The 24841-nt window shown below is 65.0% G+C and carries 19 protein-coding genes and 1 pseudogene; 5 read left to right on the top strand and 15 right to left on the bottom strand.

The features are described 5' to 3' along the window. Nucleotides 1-3: 3 nt before the first annotated feature. The 12 genes from NA8_RS23405 to NA8_RS23350 all read right to left on the bottom strand — a co-directional run bounded on the left by NA8_RS23405 (nucleotide 4) and on the right by NA8_RS23350 (nucleotide 14169). Entirely contained in the window at nucleotides 4-1656 is a 1653-nt protein-coding gene (locus NA8_RS23405; RefSeq protein WP_063052501.1) for a long-chain fatty acid--CoA ligase, read from the bottom strand. Nucleotides 1657-1665: 9 nt separating this feature from the next. Beyond that, nucleotides 1666-2868 (bottom strand): cytochrome P450, encoded by a 1203-nt coding sequence (locus NA8_RS23400; RefSeq protein ID WP_063052500.1) that lies wholly within the window; start codon nucleotides 2866-2868, stop codon nucleotides 1666-1668. Nucleotides 2869-2879: 11 nt separating this feature from the next. Then, nucleotides 2880-3794: a PDR/VanB family oxidoreductase gene (locus NA8_RS23395; protein WP_063052499.1), complete on the bottom strand. Its 915-nt coding sequence runs from the start codon at nucleotides 3792-3794 to the stop codon at nucleotides 2880-2882. 73 nt (nucleotides 3795-3867) lie between these two features. Next, nucleotides 3868-4977 carry a zinc-dependent alcohol dehydrogenase gene (locus tag NA8_RS23390; RefSeq protein WP_084467034.1) on the bottom strand — a complete coding sequence of 370 codons (1110 nt, stop codon included), beginning with the start codon at nucleotides 4975-4977 and terminating at the stop codon, nucleotides 3868-3870. Between the two features lie 18 nt (nucleotides 4978-4995). Continuing rightward, entirely contained in the window at nucleotides 4996-5910 is a 915-nt protein-coding gene (dapA, locus tag NA8_RS23385; RefSeq protein WP_063052497.1) for a 4-hydroxy-tetrahydrodipicolinate synthase, read from the bottom strand. Next, on the bottom strand, nucleotides 5907-6842 hold the full coding sequence (locus tag NA8_RS23380; protein WP_063052496.1) for an ornithine cyclodeaminase family protein: 936 nt from the start codon (nucleotides 6840-6842) through the stop codon (nucleotides 5907-5909). The genes dapA and NA8_RS23380 overlap by 4 nt, the downstream gene beginning before the upstream one ends. Continuing rightward, on the bottom strand, nucleotides 6839-7627 hold the full coding sequence (locus tag NA8_RS23375) for a fumarylacetoacetate hydrolase family protein (protein ID WP_063052495.1): 789 nt from the start codon (nucleotides 7625-7627) through the stop codon (nucleotides 6839-6841). The genes NA8_RS23380 and NA8_RS23375 overlap by 4 nt, the downstream gene beginning before the upstream one ends. A 3-nt stretch (nucleotides 7628-7630) precedes the next feature. Next, nucleotides 7631-8623 (bottom strand): NAD-dependent epimerase/dehydratase family protein, encoded by a 993-nt coding sequence (locus tag NA8_RS23370; RefSeq protein WP_063052494.1) that lies wholly within the window; start codon nucleotides 8621-8623, stop codon nucleotides 7631-7633. Beyond that, nucleotides 8620-8910, bottom strand: coding sequence for a hypothetical protein (locus tag NA8_RS33980; RefSeq protein WP_063052493.1), 291 nt, complete (start codon nucleotides 8908-8910; stop codon nucleotides 8620-8622). The genes NA8_RS23370 and NA8_RS33980 overlap by 4 nt, the downstream gene beginning before the upstream one ends. Beyond that, nucleotides 8897-10846 (bottom strand): hydantoinase B/oxoprolinase family protein, encoded by a 1950-nt coding sequence (locus NA8_RS23360; protein ID WP_063052492.1) that lies wholly within the window; start codon nucleotides 10844-10846, stop codon nucleotides 8897-8899. Before NA8_RS23360 ends, NA8_RS33980 begins: the two co-directional genes overlap by 14 nt. 23 nt (nucleotides 10847-10869) lie before the next feature. After that, entirely contained in the window at nucleotides 10870-12978 is a 2109-nt protein-coding gene (locus NA8_RS23355; protein ID WP_063052491.1) for a hydantoinase/oxoprolinase family protein, read from the bottom strand. 54 nt (nucleotides 12979-13032) lie between these two features. Further along, nucleotides 13033-14169, bottom strand: a complete 1137-nt coding sequence (locus NA8_RS23350; RefSeq protein WP_063052490.1) for a cupin domain-containing protein — start codon at nucleotides 14167-14169, stop codon at nucleotides 13033-13035. Between the two features lie 1413 nt (nucleotides 14170-15582). Between NA8_RS23350 and NA8_RS23345 the strand changes: the two genes are divergently transcribed. Further along, nucleotides 15583-16518: a LysR family transcriptional regulator gene (locus tag NA8_RS23345; RefSeq protein ID WP_218019500.1), complete on the top strand. Its 936-nt coding sequence runs from the start codon at nucleotides 15583-15585 to the stop codon at nucleotides 16516-16518. Between the two features lie 160 nt (nucleotides 16519-16678). On the opposite strand, the gene NA8_RS23340 is transcribed toward NA8_RS23345, so the two are convergent. Both NA8_RS23340 and NA8_RS23335 read right to left on the bottom strand, forming a co-directional pair. Then, complete coding sequence (locus tag NA8_RS23340; RefSeq protein ID WP_063052549.1) at nucleotides 16679-17578, bottom strand: MurR/RpiR family transcriptional regulator; 900 nt, start codon at nucleotides 17576-17578, stop codon at nucleotides 16679-16681. Nucleotides 17579-17957: 379 nt separating this feature from the next. Further along, entirely contained in the window at nucleotides 17958-19382 is a 1425-nt protein-coding gene (locus NA8_RS23335) for an amino acid permease (protein WP_218019499.1), read from the bottom strand. 302 nt (nucleotides 19383-19684) lie between these two features. On the opposite strand from NA8_RS23335, the gene NA8_RS23330 reads away from it, so the two are divergent. From NA8_RS23330 to NA8_RS35275, 4 genes and pseudogenes are all read left to right on the top strand, one after another. Next, complete coding sequence (locus tag NA8_RS23330; RefSeq protein ID WP_063052488.1) at nucleotides 19685-20458, top strand: enoyl-CoA hydratase/isomerase family protein; 774 nt, start codon at nucleotides 19685-19687, stop codon at nucleotides 20456-20458. 10 nt (nucleotides 20459-20468) lie between these two features. Next, nucleotides 20469-22643 carry an acetate--CoA ligase family protein gene (locus NA8_RS23325; RefSeq protein ID WP_063052487.1) on the top strand — a complete coding sequence of 725 codons (2175 nt, stop codon included), beginning with the start codon at nucleotides 20469-20471 and terminating at the stop codon, nucleotides 22641-22643. After that, complete coding sequence (locus NA8_RS23320; protein WP_063052486.1) at nucleotides 22640-23440, top strand: crotonase/enoyl-CoA hydratase family protein; 801 nt, start codon at nucleotides 22640-22642, stop codon at nucleotides 23438-23440. Before NA8_RS23325 ends, NA8_RS23320 begins: the two co-directional genes overlap by 4 nt. A gap of 68 nt (nucleotides 23441-23508) precedes the next feature. Further along, nucleotides 23509-23685 (top strand): annotated as a pseudogene (locus NA8_RS35275) (thiolase family protein); the annotation flags it as partial. Between the two features lie 125 nt (nucleotides 23686-23810). Here NA8_RS35275 and NA8_RS23310 read toward each other — a convergent pair. Continuing rightward, on the bottom strand, nucleotides 23811-24200 hold the full coding sequence (locus NA8_RS23310) for a hypothetical protein (protein WP_063052484.1): 390 nt from the start codon (nucleotides 24198-24200) through the stop codon (nucleotides 23811-23813). Between the last annotated feature and the right edge of the window lie 641 nt (nucleotides 24201-24841).

Below are 24841 nucleotides of genomic sequence, written 5' to 3'. Positions count from 1 at the left end.
GTGTCAATTGTGTGTCGAGTACAAGTGTTCGACGCTGAGGCGGCCGGCTGCGTGTTGGCTGCGTAGGGCCTTTTTGTCGAATTTGCCGACAGAGGTTTTCGGCACTTCTCTGATGAACGACCATTTATCGGGCAGCTGCCAGCGTGCAACGTGGGTGGAGAGGTAGTTGCGCAGTTCGGCGGCGGTGGCGGTGTGCCCGTCGGCGAGGACCACTGCAGCAAGCGGTCGTTCGCCCCACTTGTCGTCGGGGACTCCGATCACGGCTGCCTCCGCGACGGCGGGGTGGCCGATGAGCAGACCTTCCAGTTCGACCGAGTAGATCCATTCGCCGCCGGATTTGATGATGTCTTTGGTGCGATCGGTGATTGTGAGATATCCGTTGCTGCTGAGTCGGCCGACATCGCCGGTGCGTAGCCAGCCGTCCAGGAATTTATCCGGATCGGGTTCACTGTCGCCGTAATAGGAGGCGGTGATCCACGGCCCCCTCACCAAGAGCTCACCGACGGTTGTACCGTCCCAGGGCAGTTCGCGGCCCGAGTCGTCGAGGAGTTTGGCTTCCACGGGTCCCAGCAGTCTGCCCTGGGTGAGCTGATAGCGAGTGGCTTGGTCGGCGGCAGCGTGCGCCGGCGGCCGGGACACGGTGCCCAGTGGCGACATTTCGGTCATTCCCCAGGCATGGACCATGGTGATGTTGTGGCGCTGGGCGAACGCCTCGAGCAAGGAGGCGGGCATGGCCGATCCACCGACGATGGCTTCCAGCAACGGCAACGGCTCCCGGGACGGGCGCTGGTCGAGGTGGCGCAGCAACCCGGTCCATACGGTCGGCACGGCCGCGCCTTTGCTCGTGTCGGCGGCGGTGATGAAACGGGTCAGCGGCTCCGGGCTGAGATACCGGTCGGGCAAGGCCAGCGAGGCGCCGGTAAGGAAGGCGCTGTAGGGCAGGCCCCAGGCCAGGACATGAAACTGAGGCACCACCGCCAGGACGGTGTCGCGGGCGGACAGATCGAACGCGTCGGGTAGGGAACTGGCCAAAGCATGCAGGTAGATCGAGCGATGGCTGTAGACGACGCCTTTGGGATTCCCGGTGGTACCGGAGGTGTAGCACATCGCGGCAGCGGAGTTTTCGTCGATGTCGGGCCAGTCGATAGTTTCCGGTTGGCTTTCCAGGAGTGTGGCGTAGGTGTGGACGAGCACGCCGGGGATGTGCAGGCGTGTGGTGTCGGTGGTCCCGTTGACGATGACGTGTTCGACGCTGGTCAGCTGGGGCAGGATCCTCGAGAAGGCGTCGATGAGCGTGTGGTCGACGATGACGACCTTGTCTTTGGCATGGTCGACGATGTAGCTGATCTGATCGGAGGTGAGGCGGATGTTGAGTGGGTGCAGGATCGCGCCCATCGCCGGGACAGCGAAGTACGCCTCGACGTGCTGCTGATTGTTCCACATGAAGGTGGCGATGCGGTCGCCGTAGCGAACTCCGAGTGCGCGCAGGGCACCTGCCAGCCGTGCTGCATTGGAGGCGATGTCAGCGAAGCCGGCGCGGTGCGGCTGGTCTGGGGTTGGGTCTGCGGTGATGACCTGGCTGGTGCTGTGGACGGTTGCGCCGTGGTCAAGGAGTCGCCGGATCTGGAGTCCGATGTTCTGCATGGTGCTGTGCACAGGTGTTTCCTAGGTTTCGCGAGGCAGGCGGACAGGAAGCTGCTGGGCGCCGCGGAACATCCATCCGCGGACTTCGACGGTCTGCTCGGGGTCGACGGTGAGGCCGGGGTATGCCATGAACAATTCCTCGAGGGCGATGCGGGCGATCTGTGGGGCGAAGGCACTGCCGGCGCAAGCGTGGTGGCCGGTGCCGAATGCCAGGTGTGGGTGGGTAGCTCGGTCGAGGTCGTAGCGATCGGGTTGGTCGAACTCGCTTTCGTCTCGATTGGCCGAGCCGTAGGACAGCCACACGGTGTCGCCGCGTCGGATGCGGGCACCGGCAATCTCGATGTCGGTTACCGCGACTCGGGCGGCGCCGGTAAACAGCGGTGACATCCACCGCAGCCCTTCGGCGATGGCTTTCGGCAACAGAGAAGGCTGGGTTGCGACGCGGTGCAGCTGGTCGGGTCTGGTGGTGAGGCCGAGGAAGGTAGAGCCGCAGGCGTGGCCGGGTTCTTGTAGGCCGCCAAGCAAGATGATCAGCAGTGACGGGAAGAGACTGTCGATGTCGCGGGTGTGACCTGCGGGCATGCCGTCGTGCAGCCAATGGGAAATCGCTGAGTCGTCGGGTGCGGCCGACAGCCTGTCCACCATGGCGGCAACCACTGCGGAGATCTCGGTCTTCGCGGCATCACCGGGAGCGAAGGCGTCCGGGTCGGCGACGCCGTGGGCGGCGCTGTAGGACAGGTCGTGGAACCAGTCTCGCAACCGGGCGGTGGGGACGTCGGCGAATCCGAATCGGTCGGCGACGCAGCGGACGCTGACCGGTTCGAAATAGTCTGCCATCAACTCGGCATGGTCGCGTCCGGCGAGGGTGCTCAGTTCGGTGCGCGCGGCAGCGCGAACAGCGCTGTCGAGTATGGCGCGGAAGGCGCGCGGACGCAGGGGCGGGTCGATCACCGACCGCAACCGTTGATGGGTGTGGCCTTCGGCGCCGAGGACGTTGGGGCAGCCGAACAGTCGGTCGTGGGCGGGGCTGGTACCGCCGTGGAAATTGGCGGCGTCCTCGGCGATCTGCATGCAGTGCCGCCATGTGGTGGCGATCCAGGCGCCCAGCGCCGGCGTCCATGCCACGGGTTGTTCGCGGCGCAGCCGGGTGAAGATCGCTTCCGCGTCGCGGTCGAGGTCGGCTGGGGTGAGGGTTTGCAGCCAGGCGTGGGTGTCGGTGGACATGGTTGTCCTCCTCAGAGTTCAAGGGTGAGCACGGGCGATTGGGAGCGCGAGCAGCAGATCATCATCGTGGCGCCGTCGCGACGTTCGTCGTCGGTGAGGACCGTGTCGCGGTGGTTGACGCGGCCGTCTAGGACCGTGGTTTCGCAGGTGCCGCAGGTGCCGCTGCGACATGAGGACAGCACACCGATTCCGGCCTGCTCGATCACGTCGAGGATCGACCGGTCCGGCGGCACGTGCAGGGTGAGGTTCGAGCGAGCCAGGTGGATATAAAACGCGGTATTGCCCGTGGTCGCGGCGGCGAAGCGTTCGGTGTGCAGGGTGCCCGGCGACCACTGCTGGCCATGGCGGCCGACCGCGTCCAATAGTGGTTCGGGTCCGCAGCAGTAGACCAGTGTTCCGGCGGGCAGGTCGGAGAGGGCGCGGTCCAGTGGCAGCAGGCCCTTTTCATCCTGGGGGTGGATGCGCACGCGGTCGCCGTACTGGTCGAGTTCGTCGAGGAATGCCATGGACGCGCGGCGGCGGCCGCCGTAGAGCAGGCGCCAGTCGGCACGGCGGCGGTGCACATGCCGCAGCATCGGCAGGATCGGGGTTACGCCGATCCCACCGGCGACGAACAGATATCGGTCCGCGTTATACAGCGGGAAGTCATTGCGCGGGCCCCGCGCGCTCACCACCGTGCCGGGAGTCAGCTGTTGATGAATGTAGCGCGATCCACCGCGGCTGTTGTGGTCATGGAGCACGGCGATCTGCCAAAGCCGTTCGTCGCCGTCGATGAGCGAATATGAGCGGCGCAGTCCGGGCGCAGGCTCGATTTCGATGTGCGCACCTGGTGTCCACGGGGGCAGTGTCGCTCCGGTGGGATCGGCGAACTCGATAACAACGACGTCGGCGGCGGCTCGGAACTTTCTGGTGACGATCACATCCATGTCCCTGACCTCCGTACCCACGCCGTCCGATGGCCCGGTCTCGGTCCGGCGAGGTGGGCGTGCTGCGTGGTGGTCATGGCTGATTCACCGGGGGTTCGGGGGTGAGGACGACCTTGATGACACTGGGATCTGGAATCTCGCGGCCGGCAATCCGGATCGCATCGGCGGCCTCGGAAATAGGGAACCGGTGGGTGATGAGTTTGTCGAATGGGTATCGGCCGCTGCGCATCACCGACATCGCGCGCCGCACCGCGTCGTAGTCGTAGGTGAACACGTGCTGCAGCCGGATCTCCAGCCGCATCAGTGCGTCCAGACGCAGGGCGGTGGAGGTGGCGTCACCGGTGAGACCGGCGTTGACGACGGTGCCGGTGGGGCGGACCAGGGTGGTGGAGGTGGCGATCGCGGTTGGGCTTCCGGTGGTGTCGAGCACGACATGCGCCAGTTCGCCGCCGGTAGCGGCCAGCACCTCACGTCGCACGTCCTGCCGGTCGACGTCGATGATGATGTCGGCCCCGAATGCTGGTGCAAGCGCCAGGCGTTGACTGTCGGCGCTGCGGCCGGTGGCGATGACCATCGCGGCGCCGGCCTCCCGGGCGGCCGCGACTGCGGATAGCCCGATAGGGCCGACACCTTGGACGATCACGATGTCGCCGACCCCGGCACCGCCGTGGGTGATGGTCCATCCCAGCCCATTCGCGACAGCGACACACAGCAGGGTGGCCAATTCCGGTGACATGTCATCCGGAATTCTGTGCACGATCGCACCAGGCGCCAGATAGGTGTAGCGACTGAATGCTCCCCACAGATGCGGTGGCTCCATGCAGGAGGTGTACGTGCCGTAGACCTTGATTTCGCGGCAGTGTTTGTAGCTGCCGCGGATGCACGCCGGGCAGAAGCCGCATCGGACGATGGATTCGACGGCGACCCGGTCACCGATGGTGACGCCCCAACGATCAGCGGCGCGGTCGCCGATAGCCGCGATGCGGCCGACGAGTTCGTGCCCGGGCAGGATCGGCAAGGCACCAGTGGTGTTGCCGCAGAACAGTTCGTAGTCGGTATGGCAGATCCCGGCCATTTCGATTTCGAGCAGACCGTCATCGACTCCCAGGGCTGGTAGAGGAAATTCGGCGGCGGACAATGTTCGAGGTGCGTGCAGCACCATGCATGGCGACGTTGCCACCATGGCGGGTCCTTTCTGGTTTCAGCGCACGAGGTCGGCGCTCTGGTCCAGCAGCGCGCGGATCTGGGTGAGCCCGTTCTCGGTGGGGGTGATCAGCGGTGGCCGCACCGCTGCTGAGGTGATGCGGCCCTGCTGGTGCAACACCCATTTCGCTGGTGCGGGGTTGGTTTCGACGAACAGCAGATCCACCAGCGGGTGCAGCGCATGGTGCAGCTCACGGGCAGTATCCTGGTCACCGTCGGTCCACGCCTCATACATACGGGCAACTGCCGCCGGGGCAAGGTTTGCGACGGCACTGATGAAGCCGCGGCCGCCTAGTGCCAGCAACGGCAGGCCGAGCAGTTCAATGCCCGACCACACCAGCAGTTCGGGCCCCGATTGGTGCAGCACGCGGGAGAAGTGTGCGAAATCTGTGGTGGTTTCCTTGATTCCCACGATGTTGTCGACACTGCGGAATAGCCGGGCCACCGTCTCGGGTGCGATGTCGACAGCAGTGCGTGAGGGCACGTTGTAGATGACGATCGGCAGGTCGGGAAACTCCGCGGCGATGGTGGCATACCACCGGTAGAGCGCTTCCTGAGTCGGTCGCGCGTAGTAGGGCGTGATGATCAACGCCGCGTCGGCGCCGGCGTCGCGGGCGGCTGCAGTCACCTCGAGGGTCGCTTCGAGGGTCGCCGCGCCGGTTCCCGGAAGGAAGGGCACGTCGTCGGCGATCTCCTCGGCCACGGTTTCGATGGCGGTAATACGCTCGGCAACCGTTTGCGCCGCCGGCTCGCCGGTGGAGCCGCCCAGGGAGATACCGTGGGATCCGCTGTCGAGTTGCCAGCGCACCAACGCCCGCAAGGACTCCAGGTCCAGGTCGCCGTCGTCGCTGAACGGGGTGATCAGCGGTGCGATGGACCCGGTGATCCGGTGCGGTTCGCTGCGAAATTTCATAGCGTGGCAGTCCTTTCCAGCCCGATGCGGCGGGCCACGACGGTGGCTGCGGCCAGGTCCGACAACCCCATGCCCAGTCCCTTGAAAACCGTAGGCGCCGACCCGATGGGTCGTGCCGCCGTGCCGACGGCCAGCTCGCCGAGCGTGCGTACGGTCGAGAAGTCCTCGCCGAAGAACTCTCGCAGTTCCCGCGACGAGCGGCGGGCATTGTCGAGGTTGTCGACGGCGACAAGCCCGGCATCGGCCAGCAGGTTGGGGGCGAACTCTGCGTTGGCGGGCAGGATCGCGCCAACGGCGTTGAGATGCGCTCCGGCAGCGAGATGTTCGCGACGCAGGAATGGTTCGCGGGCACGAGTGACGGTGGTGATGATCGGTGCTTCGCGGGTAGCTTCTTCCACGGAGTCGGTTACGACTGTCGTGATGCCCAACGTGTCGCCGACTGTCCGGGCGAACGCGGCGCGGCGCTCGGCATCGGGGCTCCAGACCCGCACCCGGCGCAGCGGACGCACCAGGTTGACCGCTTCGACCTGCCGTAGCGCTTGGCGGCCGCTGCCGAGGATGGCGAGGTCATCGGCCTGAATATCGGCCAGCAGTCGGGTAGCCAGTCCGGTGATCGCCGCGGTTCGCAAAGCGCCCAACGTTCCAGCGGCCATGGTGGCCAGCAGTTGACCGGTGGCGATGTCGAACAGGGTGAGCACCGCGCTGGCGCCGACGGGGGTATTGACCCAGGTCTTGAACGCCAGCAGTCCACTGGTGGTGTCGACCGCGCCGAGGGCGTGGCCGCTGCTGGCGGGCCCCCACGCCGTCATGGTCTTGGCGATGTTGGCCGCCTGTCCGGTGGTTTCGCGCTCGACGGCGTCCTGCACTGCGTCGATCACCTCCGCCAGCGACACCAGTTCGGCGACCTCGGCCTCCGACAAATATGCGGTCATGCCATTACTTCTTCGACTACCTCGTTGCGGAGGGTGCCGATGCCAGAGACCTCGACCTCCACAACATCACCGGCGGCCAGGTACTGCGGAGGGTTCTTGCGGTGCCCGATTCCAGCGGGGGTCCCGGTGGCGATCACATCGCCAGGCTCGAGCGGCGTGAAGGTGCTGACGTAGGCGAGGAGATCGGCGACGGAGAATGTCAAGTGCGCCGTTGTATCATCCTGCACGACAATGCCGTTGACCATGGTGCGGATCTTCAGGTCCGCGCCGTGACCGAGTTCGTCGGGTGTGACCAGCCATGGCCCGCACGCGCCGGTGGCTGACCAGTTCTTGCCTGCGGTGGCCTGCGATGAGTGTTGCTGCCAGTCCCGGATGCTGTTGTCGGCGAAGCAGGTGAATCCCGCGATGTGGTCGAGTGCCCGGCGCGGCGGTACGCGCCGCGCCGGGCGTCCGATGACGACCGCGACTTCCCCCTCCCAGTCGAAGCAGTCGCTGTCGCCCGGACGGAGGATCGGGGCATCGTGCCCGACGACGCTGTCGGGGAATCGTGTGAACAACGTCGGGCGGGTCGGCAGTTCGACACCGGTCTCCTGTGCGTGGGGTGCGTAGTTGAACCCGACGCAGATGATCTTGGCGTGGTCGCCTATCGGTGGCAGCAGCGTGATCTCGTCGAGCCGGTGCCGCCGCGGCACGAAGGGGCCATCCTGCATCTCGATGACGTTGTCGCCGTCGACGACGCCGGTGGCGGCGAGGCCTGCATCAGTGCGGAATCGTGCGATTTTCACTAATCACCAAGAACTTTCGGTGGACTGCGCCTGCGGTTGTAAACCGAGTTGCCCGATGGATTCGACATAGTCGTCGACACCGGCCTTCAGGTCGTACTCGGGCGCATAACCCAGATCTCGTTGCGCGCGGCTGATGTCCATGACGCAGTGGACGGGGCCGATCCCGAGAAACTCGAACCCGGGTCCGATGTTGATGGACGCGTCGGGGAATCGGATGCGCACCGCGGCGGCTAAATCATGCAATGTCGCGACTCGGCCGGTACCGATGTTGTACACCCATGTGCCCAGCTGCGCGGTGCATGCCTTGGTGACGGCTTGGGCGACGTCCTTGGTGTACATCATGTCGTCACCCTGGTCGCCCCCGTGCGTGACGGTGGTGGGATGGCCGAGGAGTGCGTTTTCGATGATGCGGCTGTGCAGCCCGATCGGGCCGTGGCGTGCCTTCTTGCCGGGGCCGTAGATCAGGCCGAAGCGCAATGCGACGAATTCGAGGCCGTACCGTTCGGCGTAGACCTGGCCTGCCTCCTCGCTGAGGATTTTCGAGGCCCCGTAGGCACGCAGGCCCGGTGTCGGGCCGCGCGGATAGTCCTCCGGGACAGGCTCGTAGCCGGGGTGCGCGTACTTGCCGACGATGGGTGCGTACACCGCCTTCGAGCTGGTGTACACGACCCGTCGCACACCGGCGCGATGCGCTGCCTCGAGCACGCCGACGCTGCCTTGGGCGTTGATCGCGAACGCTTGGTAGAGGTCGGCCGGCAGGCCCACCATCGCCGCGAGGTGGGCGACGGCGTCGATGCGGCGGCTGGCCATAAGTTCAGTGAGGCCGTCGACGTCGCGCAGGTCGTGCTGGGTGAATTCGAAGTTATCGCGAATGTCAGGCAACAGATCGAACTCCGGGCGGGTGTCCATGACCACGACGTCGTGGCCCTCGTTCAGCAGTCGCCGCACCGTCCATGCGCCGTTGACGCCAAGCCCTCCGGTAACCAGTACCTTCATCGTTGCACCGCCTGCGTGGGTGCGGTTTCGGTGAACAGCGTGGTGAAGCATCCCGAGCAATACCCCTGCCGCACAACCACATCCACGTCGAGATAGTGGCGGGCATTGTCGTTCAGGTGCGGTCCGGCGCTGCTGGGCCCGCCCTGATACACGGTCGCAACCTCCTCCCGCCAGCGCGGCCCTGCCGTGGAGATGTCGGCGCCACAGTGCCGGCACATGTAGCGGGCGGCGCCGTCGATGACGCGCTGCACGATGTTGTCGTCGACGATCTGTTCAGGCGTGGACACGACTTTTCCTTTCGGCTCGGATCGCGCGGCGCTGCGCGTCGGTAGCGGTGTGGTCGACGGTGTTGTCGGCGGTGAGCACGACGCCATAGACGTCGCGCGCGGCCGCGGGGGACACCTTCAACTCGGCCACGTCGGCGGCGACCTGTTCGGGGTCACGGTGGATGGGGTCGCCGTAACCGCCGCCGGCTTGCCAGCGCATCACGTATACGTCGCCGGGCATCAGGACACTCTCTTCCTGGTTACTGGCGAATTCGATGGTCCCACCGACGTCTTCGACAGTGCTGGGCATCGCGCCGTCCGCCAGCCGGGCTTCGATATCGGTGCCACGCACACGCAGGTCCTCCTGTGTGGCGCCTGGGTGCCCGCCGGCCAGGCCGCGGTTCATCGCGACGGCCTTCCCGGACCCGGAGATGACGTGAAATATAGGCGCTGGGCTGCGGTGTGGGGTGAACGCGACGCTGCCCGACAGCCCGCCGCGATGGCGGCCAGGCCCGCCAGAGTCGGTTTCCTCTCGTCGCCACAGATACAGCAGCGGCATGGTGAACTCGTTAATCTCGACGTCGGGGATCTTGCCCATCGGGATGAACACCAGACCGCCGGTGTCCACGCCGTCGTGGTCGGTGCCCGCCCCGAACCCGCCCGCCATCGGCTCCAAGATCGCGCTGGCGAACGGGGCGCCGTGCTGGTTCAAGCCTGCAAGCACGCTGAGATCCCAACCGCCGCAACACACACTGGCCACCGACGGCCGCGTCGTCTCGTGGGTGTCCAGCATCTGCGACAAGCATTCGATGGCTACATTGGTGGTGGTCCACGACGAGGCCACCGAGCCCTTACCGACCGCGGCGGGAAAAGTCGCGTTGTTGAGGGTGCCCGGTTCGCTGATGATGCTCACGCACCGCATCAATCCGCCTGGCGCCCAGGGGATATCACCGCACAGCAGCGGCATCAGCGCCGACAGAATGCCGCCGTAGAGGCCGGTGTAGGTGCAGTTGATCATGCCCGACTGGGGGTCGGTACCGGTGAAGTCGAACAGCAGGTCGCTGCCGCTCTTGGTCAGCGTCAGCCGAATCGCGTGCAGACCGCGGTCGCCCGTGCCGGACTGTTCTTGATAGTTGATCGCGTTCCAGGTGCCGTCGGGGATAGCTGCGAGCTTGTCGCGCAGCCGTTGCTCGGCCTCGCGCATCTGGCGTTGCATCACCTTCTGCACCGTCTCTCCGCCGAACTTGTCCAGCAGCGCGGCCAGCCGTTCGTGGCCGACGAGGTTGGCACCCACCTTGGCCCGTAGATCCAATCCCACCAGCTCGGGCATGCGGGAACGGCGCAGGTAGGCCTGCTCCGCGTCGCGCTGGATGCGGCCCTCACGCACGAGTTTCACCGGCGGCATCGGCAACGACTCCCAGAACACGTCTTGGGCGCGCGGCGTCCAGCTACCTGGGCTGACACCGCCGACGTCGAGCTGGTGGGCGACCGCGGCGGTCCACCCGAAGAGTGCACCGTCATGGAACAGCGGTGCGAACAACGCGACGTCGTTCTGGTGCAGGCCGCCGCCGACCCACGGGTCGCTGCACAGGAACATATCGCCGGGCTCGATGCCGGGGTTGTCGGCGCGGTTGCGCAGGATCCATCCGATGGCCAAGCCGATGGAGGCGACCAGTTGGGTGTTGTAGGGACCTACCTGGACGATGTTTCCGTATGGGTCGGTCAGGGCGACGTCGAAGTCATTGGTGTCGGTGACCGCCAGCGAACCGCTCATACGCCGCAGCGCATCGCCCATCAGGTCGGTGATGGCGTAGATGCGGTTGCGAACCACTTCGTAGGTCAGCGGTGGGACGTCGTCATCGAGGTCGGTCGGATACAGCTCGAGGCTGGAGGGCAGGTCGGCGCGGATCTGCTCGCGGGTGTAGGGCCGACTCTGGAACACTTCCGAACCGGGCACCGGCGTTAGAGGCTGGGGAGACATCACGACCTCCGGTCGTCGAGGTGGAGAACGATGTTGCGCAGTGCGTCGACACGTGCGGTCCCGCCACGAGGTACGACTACCGTGGTGGTGCCTGCTTCGACAATGGCGGGACCGGTCAGTGTGTGCCCGTGGGTGAGCTGCTGATAGTCGTAGATGGCGGTGTCCTCCCAGCCGAGGCGGGAGTCCAGAAACACCGGCCGGGTGCCCCGAACGGTGGCGCCGGCATCTGGGGGTGCGATTTCGGCCAGCGTGGGCAGTTGTGGTTTGAAGCCGACTCGGCCGATGCCGAAAACGCGGTGGTTGATCAGCTGGTAACCGGCGTCGCGGTAGCCGGTGCCTGTGCCGAAGAGCTTGGCGTAGAGCGCCTCGAAGTCGGCGATTACCTGCTCCATGTCCCCCTCACCGAGTTCGCCCGCACGCACCGGGGTGGGTACTTCGAACATTTGCGCGGTGTAGCGGATGTCGAGTTCGCGACGCATTTCGATCTCGGTGAAGGGCATACCCTGTGCGTTGAGGCGCTCGTTCAGCGTCTGTTCCAGTTCGTCGAACTGGCGGTGCACCCGGGAGGCGTCGAACGGGTGAGAGGCCGGGTCCGACATCTCCGCGGACAGCACCACATCGGAGGTGGTCAGCCCATAGGCGGAGAAGGCGTTGGTGTCGCCCAGCGGGATGTAGATCTCCTGGATCCCGAGGTCGCCACCGTAGGCGAAGCAGTGCGCGGGACCGCCGCCGCCGAAGGCGTACAGGACGAAATCCCGCGGATCGTGCCCTTGCCCGACGACCACGCTGCGCAGCAGGTCGGCGGTCTGCGCGTTCTGGATCTCGAAGATCGCCGCCGCGGCCTCCTCGACCCCGAGCCCCAACGGTTCTGCGATATGGCTGCCGATTGCCTGCCGGGCGCGCTCGACGTCGAGTTTGCGGGTACCTTCGGCGAAGGTATCCGGGTCGAGGATGCCCAGCACCAAGTTGGCGTCGGTGACCGTCGGTTCGGATCCGTCCTGCCCATAACACGCCGGTCCCGGACGAGCACCCGCGCTGCGCGGACCCACCCGCAAATTACTGCCGTCCAGCCACGCGATCGCACCGCCACCCGACCCTATGGAGGTCACCTTCATCATCGGCGTGCTGATCGTGAACTGGTTCAACGTTGTCGTGTTGGCGAACACCGGCTCGCCGTCGACGACCAGGCCGACCAGAAAGGTGGTGCCGCCGATGTCGGAGGTAATGATGTTGCGATGTCCCAGCAGCTGTCCGAGGTTGCGGGCGCCGACGACTCCGCCGGTGAGCACCGAGCCGATCGTGGTGATCGCCTGCGCGGGCGCGTTCTGCGCGGAGACGCTTCCACCGCTTCCTTGCATCACCATCAGCGGCCCACTCAACCCGCGCGCGGCCAGCTCGTCCTGCAGCGGGGCGAGATAGTCCCGTAGCGTCGGGCCGACTTGTGCGTTCATCACTGTGGTGACCGTGCGTGTGTATTCGCGGATCTTCGGCGCCACTTCGCTGGACAGGCACACGTAGGTGGCCGGCGACTCCTGCTCGACCAGTTTCCGCAGCCGCTGCTCGTGCTCCGGGTTGACGAATGACCACAGTAAGCTCACCGCGATCGCGTCGACGCCTTCGGCGAGCAGTTCCCGGATGGCGCTGCGCGCTACCTCCTCGTCAAGCGGGACAACGACTTCACCCTGGTAGTCGATGCGTTCGGTGATCTCCTTGACCATCCGCTTCGGGATCAGCGGCGGAGGCTTGCGGGTGCCGGTCACGTCCTGGATCTCGTGCGAGCCCAGCCCGGCATAGCGGCCCTCGACGTTCATGATGTAGATCGAGTCGCGGTGGCCCTTGGTGGTGAGCAGACCGACCCGGGCCACGTTGCCCGTGACCAGAGCGTTGAGCGCCGCAGTGGTGCCATGGCAAATGAAGTCCACATCCGCCAGCGCCTTCTCGCGGGGTCGTCCGAGCTTGCGACCGATCTCGTCGACCGCGTTGAGCAGCCCTTCGGCGAAGTTCGGCGGCGTGGACGGCACCTTGGCCGTGGTGACATTGCCTTTGTCGTCACCGAGAAACGCGTCGGTGAACGTGCCACCGATGTCAATTCCGAGGATGGAAGCCACGTTGGTTCCTTAAACAGTTGAGAAAGGGGAACTACACACGGGAATGTCGTCTCGTCAGTCGCCGGCTTCACGTGGTCCGACGTAGCCGGTCTGGCCCGCCTCAGCGCCAAGAGTGAGGATCGGTCCGGTCATGTCTTCCTGCCAGATCAGCGACTCCATCGCGATCTGCAGCGGATGGTCCTGCACGGTGAAGATGCCGAAGCCCTCCGGCCCAGGATGGTGCGAATGCTCCCGCCAGCCAGGGGCAGACAGCAGCAGATCGCCTGCACTCCATTCGATTTCTTGATCATCGACGACGCTGGAACCGGCACCGGCGAAGTGGTAGTTGATCGCGACCGAGCTGTGCCGGTGTCCGCTACCGACGCGTCGAGCGGGCGTGCCGGCGGGCATGCGGGCCGCGGTAACGAAGAAGCTGTGGGTGGCGCCTTGGCGCCGTCCCGTCGCAGGGTTATACAGCGCCATAATCGTGCGTTTGCCGTCGCCGACCTCACTGGATAGATGCTGCGACACATCCGCCCACGGCCAATGCAAGGCACCATTCGGCACGGCTTCGATATCCACCAGGAATTCGTAACCACGCAACCGGGCACCGGAGTCGGAGATCGGAAAGTCCGGCGCAGTTTCGCGAGTGTAGCCCTCGTTCGGCCCGGGGTTTTCGTTCCCCAACGATTGCGTGGCGGCGTCCGCTGGTAGTTGCTCGGCGTAATGAACACCGAGCTTCGTCAGAAGGGGCGCATTGGAATAACTCAGCCGCACCCAAAGGTCGCTACCGTCATTGTGATGCAGGTACGGTTTCATCGACGGAATGGTGCAAATGTCCAGTTCGCCCAGGCGGAAATTGCGTCCCCCTGCCTGAACAACGCCGCCACCGCGCACACCGATCTCGACCTGGCTGGAGTTCCGGCGTACCGCCACGGTCCGCTCACCGGGTTTGAGTACCTCGATCGTGACGTCCACCCCAGGGGCCAGGCCCAGGCCAGGGGCAGTCGACCAAGGATGGACGATCAACCCCCCACGCCGCCCGTCCGGACCACGCTCCCCTTCGGCCAAGCGCTGAATTTCCTGCTCTATCTCGGCTGCAGAAACCTTCAGCGGCGGCCAGGGTGCCGGCGTCGGCAATGGGTGATCGGCCAGCGCGACGAACCGCACCCCGACGCCGATATCCCGCGCAGGAGAATCGGAAATGGACATGATTGGTCCTCCTCGACCGACAAATCGCTGTCTCGTTTCGTAAGTAAACCGACAATAAGAAGTCGGATGATATAAATCAATTAACACTTTTCCTGGGACCCCATAAGTCAACGGTTATGCCGTTGGCCCGCCCCTCCGGTTCTGTCCGGCAAGGACGCGCCCTGGTGCCGAGGCTGCGCACGGCGATGGAGGTCACCCGCCCCTTCCCGGTAAGCATCTGATCAGGGAAGCCGTCGAGTTGGCTCGCTGACAGCCGGCGCCGAGGTCGGTTCGTCCAGGTGTCGCAGCGTCCACATCCGCGTGCAGGTGGGGTTGCGTGGTAGATCGGCCCGAACCGCTTTTCGATCATGGATGCCTCGGAGTCCACGCCGCTGTGGACTGTCACCGGCGTCGTTGCCGGGCAGCAGGAGTGCCGAATCTCCGTACCCCGAGCCGAACGATTCCCGAACTATTACCAGCGCTATCCTCCAATTCGGTAGATGTCGACACCCGAGCCGCATAGGCTTCGCTTTATTGCTCATTCGGCGGCCATGGAGCGTGTCGTCTTCAACTTCCACGCAGACATCGATCGAGCGCTCCCCCGAACGCTGACGCCCCCAATGGCAATTGGAGATGCCGTGCCCGCAGGGCTCTCAGCAACTCTGCGTAGCCCTCATGGGCCTCGCCCAAGTGGAACCATGCTCGATGCCAGGTTTCGGCGTCAGCCGAATGAAGCACGATCCACCACGCCTCGGCGTAGGACCGAGCCATGTGGCTGATCACCTCGCCCAGTGAGTGGGTGTGCTTGCGTGCGCTTCTCGCCCGCTGAATATTGCGCGCCGCCCATGCGTCGATCTCACCCACGACCCCATCGATTCCCAAGCGAAGTTGATCGGCATCCCGCTTCGGCTGCGAGCCCCCGTTGAGCCGGAATGGAATCAGTTCCGCGTGAAGATCGCCCAGCTCCCGAGCCCACCGGACTAGAGGCAAGGCGATGGAGCAGTGGCCCGAGATTGCCCGCAACAAATCTGCGGGCTCCAATAGCGGTACCGTCCCGGTCGAGGACTTTTCGTCGCCCGACTGTGAATTCGCTTGCTGATATCTGTTCGGATACATGGCTTATCGCCTCACCGGCATGAGCCTTTGACGGCGCCGAGGTCCACGTCCCAAGCTCGACGGTCGAGGCTCTATCGGGTTGCCGGCCACTGGGCAACGTTGTCGATCGCGGCCACGGCGCCATTTACCGATAGTCGGCCGGCCGGCCAGGCGTACCGTCGTGCCGACGTCACGCCTTGAAGAGTTGCGAACAACCATGACCGATCTCCCCGATCTTGACCAAACCATTTGGTCCGTTTTGTGGGATAAATCGACTCTAAGATCTATGGTGATATAAATCAATTAAGAGATTTCAAAGGAAGACATAAGGGATCGGTTATGACCATGGAAGCTCAGTTATCGCTGCGGCGGCTCGAAGTCTTCTGTCTCGTCGTAGAGGAAGGCGGAGTCACCCGCGCCGCTGAACGATTGATGATCGCCCAACCCGCGGTGTCCAGTCAGCTGCGTGCACTCGAGCAGTGGCTCGGCGCGAAACTGTTCATCCGGACCTCGAACCGGCTCGTCCCCACCGAGGCCGGTCAACGGGCATACCTATGGGCCAAAGAGATGCTTGCGCGCAGCGTCCGAGTCCGCCGCGACATTCAAGAGCTCGCTCAAGGTGTCGGCGGCAGCGTCGTAATCGCATCCAGCATGGCCGTCGGAAGCTGCCTGCTGCCGCCCATCCTGACTCGACTCCGAATACAGCGCACCGGCGCAGACATCACCATGCACGTCACCCAACCCGAGCAAGCTCTCCACCAAGTGGAGATCGGCGAAGCGGATTTCGCAGTGCTCAGTTGGCATGACCACGATCTCCCAACCGCAGTGCGACGGGAGAAGCTACGCGACGAGCCGCTGGTGTTGTGCACCGGCCCCGGCGGACCACTGCAGCAGGAGTCGATCACCGTTGTCGAGCTGGCAGAAATACCGATCGTCGCGGTTCCCCGCCAAGTCGCCTACCAACAGGCACTCGAAGCACAGCTGCGCGATCTGGGCGTCACCGGCCTCAACGTCGTCATCCGGCTCGGCCACGCCGAGCCGATCAAACAAGCCGTCATCGACCACGGCTGGGCGGCACTGTTCCCCCAGTACTGCGTAGAAAACGACCTGGCATCCAATCGGCTCCGCCGCATCGACATCACCGACGCCGCCGTTCACGAACCCATCTCGCTGTTCTACCGACCTGACAACTACTTCTCACCCCTGCAACAGGCCGCCATCGACGCTGTCCGTGCTGCGGTCATCCCCCGGGAGGAGACCGTCAGGGAATTATGAACGGCTCCGGTGTCCTTCCGAAGTCTGTCTCGCAACGGCTCCTCTCGGTGTCGAGCATCGAGGAGGAGAGAGGTACCAACGGCGACAACAGCTTCTGCCACGGAGAGTCGAGCAGGGCCGAAAGGCAACGACCGGCTTCGATGCCGCAGCCGAGGATGGATCAGACCGAATCCGCGGTGTACACGTCGAATTCGGCCAGTAGCCTCTCCTCTTCCAGCAGATTCTCCCGCCCCTCGTGACCGAGCAGGTGCGCGACCGCGGCGGACATCGCCTGGACGATCGAGGTGAAGGCGGTCATCGAGCGCAGGACACTCGCGCTCGACGCCTCGACATAGAAGGTTTCGTGCGCCGCCGCGGCCAGCGGTGAGACCGGGGTGTCGGTCATCGCGACGACATGGGCGCCGCGCTGGCGGGCCCACCGTGCCGCGCGGACGGTGTCGAGGCTGTAGCGATGGATCGATATCGCGACGAAACAGTCCCCGGAGCGGACACGGCGCAGCTCGTCGGTCAGCGACCCCCTGGTCCCGGTCACGGTCGCGACGTCCTCACGCAGCAAACCCAGCAGATAGCCCAGCAAATAGGCTGGCACGTGGCACTTGCGTAGTCCCATCACGTGCACGCGCGGCGCGCGCGCGAGCTGGGCGGCCACCGCGTCCCAGGTGGCGTCCGGGATGTTGGCGAAGGAGCGGGCGATGTTCGCTTGGTCCATCGCCACCTGGGCCTCCCGCGTGCCCGTACCCTGAGCCACCATGTGCTCGAGATTGTCGAAACGGCGCAGCAACTGTGCTTTCTCCTGCAGCCGCTCCTGGCACAGCCGAGCCAGACCGGGATATCCCTTGAGCCCCAGGCCGTTCGCGAACCGCACCACCGTCGCCTCGTTGACTCCGACCGCACTCGCCAGGTCGGACACGGTCATGAACGCCACCGCCTCCGGGTCCGACAACACGCGTTCGGCCAGCTTCTTATGCGAGACCGACAGCGAATCCCATCGGGCACGGATATCGGTCACCAGAATCTCGAACGTTTCCGGACCCGTCGCCGGCTCCGCATTCGCGCCCACCACGCCTCCTCCACCACATCGACCACCAGGAATTTGCCCAATCTATCCGACGAGTCGTACCGGCGTGCTGCGCAAACGACCATCACTCGGGCACCGCACCGAACGCGGCATGACTCGGTCCTGCAGCCAACGGAGCGTCGGTCCATCTCTGGGACGTGCCGCACAGCAGACTCCAGCCGTGCAGCCGCGCGGCGACGATCGAGCGCGAAATGCATCGCGGTCGGCCGGGGCAGTGCCGCCAGCGATCGGGAGGGTCGTTCGGCAGCCGACCAGCGGGCTCATGCAAGCTGCACGCGACGGTGGCTGGTGGAATGTCGGCGCGTCGACCGGGACGGCAGCGCTGTCGATCGGTGCACCGACCGATCGTCATGCATTCGACTCACTGCTGAGGCTGCCGAGCCTGTTCGACGTCGTCGGCGGCGGTCGGCAACGCGGCTGTCGCTGTTCTGCGCCGCTGGTGAATCAGCCCAGCGGTGACGGCCGCGATGGTGGCGATCATGGTCAGACTCAACGGTGTTCGGGTGTCAGGGGTGAAAACCATTCCGACGATGATGGCGAGCAGCATGATGCCGACCATGTACGACAGGTAGGGGAAGCACCACATCTTGACTGGTAGCGCGCCGTCCGCTGGAGTCTTCTTGCTGCGGCCGACGATCTGAGTCACGCAGATGCACAGGTAGACCACGACGGCAACCGCGCCGGAGGAACTGAGCAGGAACGTGAACACGGCGCCGGTTGGCAGGAAGTAGTTCGCCACGACCGCGAAGAAACCGGCGCTCGATGCGGCGAGAACCGCCTTCACGGGCACTCCCGACTTGCCGCTTCGACCGAGAGTCCGGGGGGCTTCACCGCGTCGCGCGAGTGAAAAGAGCATCCGGGATGAAGAGTAGATACCCGAGTTCAAGCAAGACAGCACCGCAGTCAGCACGATCAGGTTCATCACGGTCTGCGCGCCTGGCAGGCCCAGCAGGTTCAGCACGGCAGCGTATGGGCTCTTGGTCACCTCGGTGGTGTCCCACGGCAGCAGCGTCACCACCACGAGGATCGAGCCGACATAGAAGATCAGAATCCGCCACGCGACACTGCGCATGCTATGGCGAACTGCCCGCACGGGGTCGCGCGCTTCACCTGCGGCGATAGTGACCAGTTCGGTTCCGAAGTAGGAGAAGAACACTGTCAGGCTGGCGATCAGCAGCGGGGTGATGCCGTTCGGGAACAGCCCGCCGTGCCCGAGAAGGTTCGAGGTGCCCGGGGAGTCGAAGTGCGGCAGTACACCGACGATCGCGGTGATGCCGATGCCGATGAACAGCACGATCGCCGTCACCTTGATCATGCTGAACCAGAACTCGAACCGCGCGAACGAGGTCACCGCCGCCAGGTTCACTCCTGTCAGCACGGTCATGAAAAGCAGTGCGTACAGCCAACTAGGCACGGCGGGAACCAACTCGCTCGCGATCGCAGCGCCGGCGATCGCCTCGAAGGCCACGGTCACACACCAGTGGTAGGCATAGAGCCAGCCGACGGATAGTCCGGCCCACGACCCGAGTTCGCGGGAAGCGTAAGTGGAGAACGAACCGGTGTCGGGGCTGGCGGTGGCCAATTCGGCCAGCATCCGCATCACCAGAATGATGAGAAGTCCGGTGAACAGATAGACGAGGACGATCCCCGGGCCGACAGAAGAGATCGCCCTGCCACTGCCGACGAACAGGCCGGCGCCGATGACACCGCCGATCCCGATCATGGTCATCTGACGAGTGCTGATGGAGTGGTCGAGAGTTTCCGAGTTGGACAGCGAAGTTGGCACGATGCCTTCTTCCTAGAACGTGGGGATGTGCCCCAGCTAACTGTTTGCCCGATCCATGGAACACCTCACACTCCGTGTTTGCAAGCAAACTTGCACAAGTCAGTACGCTATGCAATTCTCATTGCAGACCCAGGCTGTGGTCGAACTCCACGGCCGTCCGGATCGAGGCACCCGGCACGCGCAGTTCCGAGAGCAAGTGACGACCGGGATGCACGGCAGCGCTCCGGACGAACTCGCATCGCTGGTGACATGTAGCCGAAACGTATTGATAAACAGTTCGATTAGAAAGACGCGTTGACACGATGACGACCGTCCTGACGACCCGATCCGGTTCGACCGTGACCCTTGTCCTCAACCGTCCCGACCGCCTCAACGCGGTGAGCGAAGAGCTGTACCAGACGCTCATCGAGGAACTGGTCGCGGCGGACGCGGACCCGAACGTGCGCGCGGTCGTCCTCACCGGGACCGGCCGCGCATTCTGCGTCGGCGCCGATCTGAAAGCCCACAAGTCCGGCACCCGCAGCCGCGAAGAACAGGCACACTACCTGGACCTCGGCCAGAGGGCGTGCGAGCAGATCCAGACGATGGACACTCCGGTAGTCGCCGCGGTCAACGGCTACGCCCTCGGCGCCGGAGCCGAAATGGCAGTGAGCGCAGACTTTCTCGTCATCGCCGAGAACGCCCACATGGGGTTCCCCGAAGTCGGGATCGGCACATTCGTCGGCGGCGGCGTCACCAACCGACTCCCCCGCCTCGTCGGATTGAGGCGCGCCACCGACATGTTGGTCCTCGGCGAGCGCTTCACCGGCCGCCAGGCATACGACTGGGGTTTGGCGCACTCAGCCGTTGCAGGCGACGCGTTGATCGACACGGCGAACACACTCGCAAACACTCTCGCCAGCAAAGCCCCGCTGTCGCTGGCTCGGATGAAGGCGGCGCTGCGGCGCAACGATCCCCTCGACGTCGCGCTCGAGACCGAACCACAGGAGCTTATCGCGCTGATGGGCACGCAAGACTGGGCTGAGGGCGTAGCAGCGTTCAGCGAGCGCCGGATCCCCATCTTCCACGGAAAGTAGAGCTCACACGATGGCACAGCCCAACCCCGCCGCGGTGGCCACTCATTCGGCACCATCGCGCACAGCGCTCGAACGCCTTCTCGATCCACACTCGATCGCGATCGTCGGGGCGTCCCTCAATCCCAGCAAGCGAGGCTTTCAGGCCGTGCGCGCACTTCAGCAAGCCGGGTATGAGCATCCCGTATACCCCGTCAACCCGAAAGCCACCCGGATCCATGGTCTCGAGGTCGTCCCCTCGGTGGACGAACTGCCGTACGGTATCGACGTCGCGCTGATCGCTCTGCCCGGTGCCGCGGTACCCGAGGCCCTGCGCCGTTGCGCGGCAGTCGGAATCGCCGGAGCAGTAGTGCTGGCCAACGGATTCAAGGAAACCGGAGACTCGGGCGCGGAACTCGACGAAGCACTGGCCAAAGCGATCGCCGAAACCGGTGTCCGAGTCATCGGACCGAACACTTCGGGATTGCTCAACGTCTCCACTGGCGCCAATCTGGTGGGCTTGGAAGGCGTGCCCGAGGGGCCGATCAGCGTAATCACCCAAAGTGGCAACATGCTGCTATCCCTGGTCAATGACAACCGCGCGCTCAAGGGCCCCGGTTTCCACGCCTACGTCGGCCTCGGCAACCAAGCCGACGTCCGCTACGACGAATGCCTCACCGAGCTCGTCCGCCACCCTGGTACCGGGGCCGTCGCCATCCACTCGGAAGGCTTCACGGACGGACGCGCGTTCCTGATCGCCGCGGCCCGCGCCGTCCAGGACAAGCCGGTGGTGGTGTTGCGGGGCGGACGCTCCGAGGTCGGTCGGCGCACCGCGCTTTCGCACACCGCGTCGATCGCCGGGTCCGACGCCATCGCCACCGCGGTGCTGCGGCAGGCAGGCGTGGAACTCGTTGACCGCTCGGACGAATTGGCCATCGTCGCAGGCGCACTGGCCACCATCTCTCCGATCGCTTCTGGACGCAAGGTCGCCATTCTCTCCGACGGCGGCGGCCACGCCACTTTGGCCGCCGACGCACTGACCGCTTGCGGTATCGAACTCGCCCAGCTCGGTGACCGCACCCGACAAGTCCTGCGGGATCTGCTCGGCGGGTCGGCATCGGTCGTCAACCCTGTAGACGTGGCCGGAGCCACCGACGCCGACCCCACCGTGTTCATCGATGCCGTCGACGCTTTGATGAGTGATCCGGCAGTCGGATTGGTGCTCATCGTGGGTCTGTATGGCGGCTATCATCTGCGTTTCGACGCGAGTCTCAGAGACGCCGAGGACGCCACCGCAGGCAAACTCCTCGAACTGAGCGCTACCCATGAAGTTCCGCTGCTGGTCCAGAGCTGCTATGCCGCCGACACTGTCTCCAACCATGACCGGCTGCGGGCCGGTGGGGTTCCAGTGATCAATTCCATCGACCACGCCGTCCGCGTTGTCGCCGCCCTGCACCGACGCGGGCAGCGCCTGGCCACCTCGGCGCAGCGGTCGACCCTGGTACTTCCTGCCCCCGCCCTCCCCGCGCCCTATGGAATCGGTCTCCTCGATGAACCCCGCGCCCGCAGGTTCATCGAGGAGACCGGCATCGACATCGGCGAATGGACCTTCGCCCGCGCGGTCGACGAGGTCGCCGCCACGGTCGCGGGGTACGGCAAGCCATGCGCATTGAAGATCGTGTCTCCACAGGTGATCCACAAGTCCGATGTCGGTGGCGTGAAACTGAACGTCACCGCCGCCAGTGCAGAGGAAGACGCACAGGCGATCATTCGCTCGGTCACCGAAAACGTGCCCGAAGCAATCATCGAAGGCATCATCGTCACTCCGATGGCGGGCACAGGCACCGAACTGCTCATCGGTGCTACCCACGACCCGATCTTCGGCCCGGTAGTGGCCTTCGGCAGCGGCGGCGTGATGGTCGAGGCCCTCCAAGACGTCACCTTCCGTGCCGCACCGTTCACCGAGGCCGAAGCCCACGAGATGATCCAGGAGACCATCGCCTCCCGCATGCTCGACGGCTACCGAAACCTGCCCGCGGTCGACAGGGCAGCCTTGGCACGGTTGCTCGTCCGCATCGGAGACACCGTCGCAGCGCACCCGGAGATCGGCGAGCTCGACCTCAACCCCGTCATCGCATCCGACACCGGCATCGTCCCCGTCGACGTGCGCATCGTCCTTTCCGCAAACACCCTCGGAGCACTTACTTGAGCACCCCCCTGCTTATCGAACGCGTCGGCGACACTGTTGTCTGGACTCTCAACAACCCAGAGCTTCGCAACCCCGTCTCCGAGGCCGAGACCATCGCAGCGCTCGAGGACGCCGTCGCCACGGTCAACCGCGACCCGAGCGTGCGAGCGGCGATCCTCACCGGCGCCGGCCCGGCTTTCTCCTCCGGCGGCAACATCAAGCACATGCGTGACAAACAAGCTATGTTCGGTGGCTCCCCCGCCGAATTGCGCCAGAGCTACCGGCACGGGATCCAGCGGATCCCGAAAGCTCTCTACCACTGCGAGATCCCGACGATCGCCGCCGTGAACGGGGCCGCGATCGGAGCGGGTTGCGACCTCGCGATGATGTGCGACCTGCGTATCGCCTCCACTACAGCGAAATTCGCCGAGAGTTTTGTCAAGCTCGGCATCATCCCTGGTGACGGAGGCGCATGGCTGCTGCCCCGCGCCATCGGAATGGCTCGAGCCTGTGAGATGGCATTCACCGGTGACGCTATCGACGCACAGACCGCACTCGAGTGGGGCATAGTTTCGGCTGTCGTCGATCCCGAGGACCTCCTCAGCGCCGCCCACGAACTCGCGACACGTGTGTCGGCGAACCCTCCGCACGTGCTGAGGATGACCAAGCGGCTGCTGCGCGAAGGCCAGCATCAGAGTCTGGAAAGCATTCTGGAACTCTCGGCAGCCATGCAAGCGGTGGCCCACCACACCGAAGACCATAACGAGGCTGTCAGGGCCATGCTCGAGCGGCGCACCCCACAGTTCAGCGGTCGATGAGCGCCACCACACCCTTGCGAGTCGAGGTCATCGGCGGCGGCATCACGGGCTCCGGTATCGCCGAGGTTCCGATCACCTTCTCCGAGGACGAAGGTATTCGGGCAGGCACTACCGCCGAATCGCTGGCGCGACTATCGCCCGCTTTCGACGCTGCCGACACCATCACCGCAGGATCTGCCGCACAACTCTCCGACGGAGCGGCCGCAGTCGTGGTGATGAGCAAAGCAACAGCGCGAAAACTCGGCGACGCTCTCCGCAGGTGGGACGAGTATTTCGGCGACGCTTACGGCGTGCTCGATCGGGACACCAGCTGTAACTTCTTATTGCGCAGTGGGATTGCCTGGTCCAGGCAGGGCGGTATCATCGAAGGTCATCTGCCGCTGTTCGTGGAGTCCCCGGTGTAAGTCGAGCCGTTAAGTGCGAGGGATACTCCCCATGCGCCCAGCAGCACCGCGACTGCCGAGTTTCCCCAGTTCGGTATCAGCCAGGGAAACGAGCCGGCGACGAACACCATCGCTGCGCTGAGCCCGACCACTCGCCCGAGCAGTCCGGAGCGCGTCGACCAACCCAGCGCCACGGCCGAAACGGCGAAACTCAGCAGTGCCAGATGCAGTGCTGTCATCGCGGCCGCCTCCGAAGGCACGAGAGGAAGCAGCGACAATAGCAGCAGGGCGACGGCGGCCAAAAGCGCGCCCACGGCCATCAGCCAGCGGAACGCGCGCGCGGCGGGCACCTCGTGCGCTGTTGTGTTCGGCCCCATCACGGCCCAATGTAACCGATCGGGCGCTACAAACGCTGGGCCCGGACACCCGATCAGCGATACGCCATCGCCTCGGAGCGGGTCAAGATGGCGAGGCCCGCATCATCCACTTGGTGCCTGTTCACCCGCAACCGCCTGCGCACGACCGATCCGACCGTGGTCGGAACCGTGCCGCACGGCGCGGAAGCTCTTACCGGCCGGGCACCATGCGGGAGCAGTTCTTTCGATAGATGTCGGGCCATCCGGCCCCGGTGCGGATCAGCGCGTCAGCGGGGCCGGGTCGTCGCGATCAGAGCGCGCTGCTGCCGAGGGACAGTACGCTGCTTCCTGCGCTGAGCAGCAGCGACAGAATCGACAGGAAATTCACTTCGGACTCTCTTTCTCCTGGCCACCGCCAGGGCTCTCACGGTCCGGCCCGGGAAGGTTTCGAGTGCTTCGGCGCCTCGTTCGCGGACCGCTCGGCTTGCAGCGTAAGCACCCACGGCGGTTCGCCGACGGGTTGGACTGCCCATGTCTGGCAACAGTGGAGACCGAGCAAGTCGATCGATGCCGCCGTCGGAGATCTCCAGCGTCCGCGGGATCAGCCCACCTCGAGGCTAGGTTCTGTCTCCCAATCCACCGAACAGGCTGTTTGGAATGCC

The organism is Nocardia arthritidis NBRC 100137 (assembly GCF_001612765.1).
Taxonomy (GTDB): domain Bacteria; phylum Actinomycetota; class Actinomycetes; order Mycobacteriales; family Mycobacteriaceae; genus Nocardia; species Nocardia arthritidis.
This window is presented reverse-complemented; position numbering and strand designations above follow the sequence as displayed.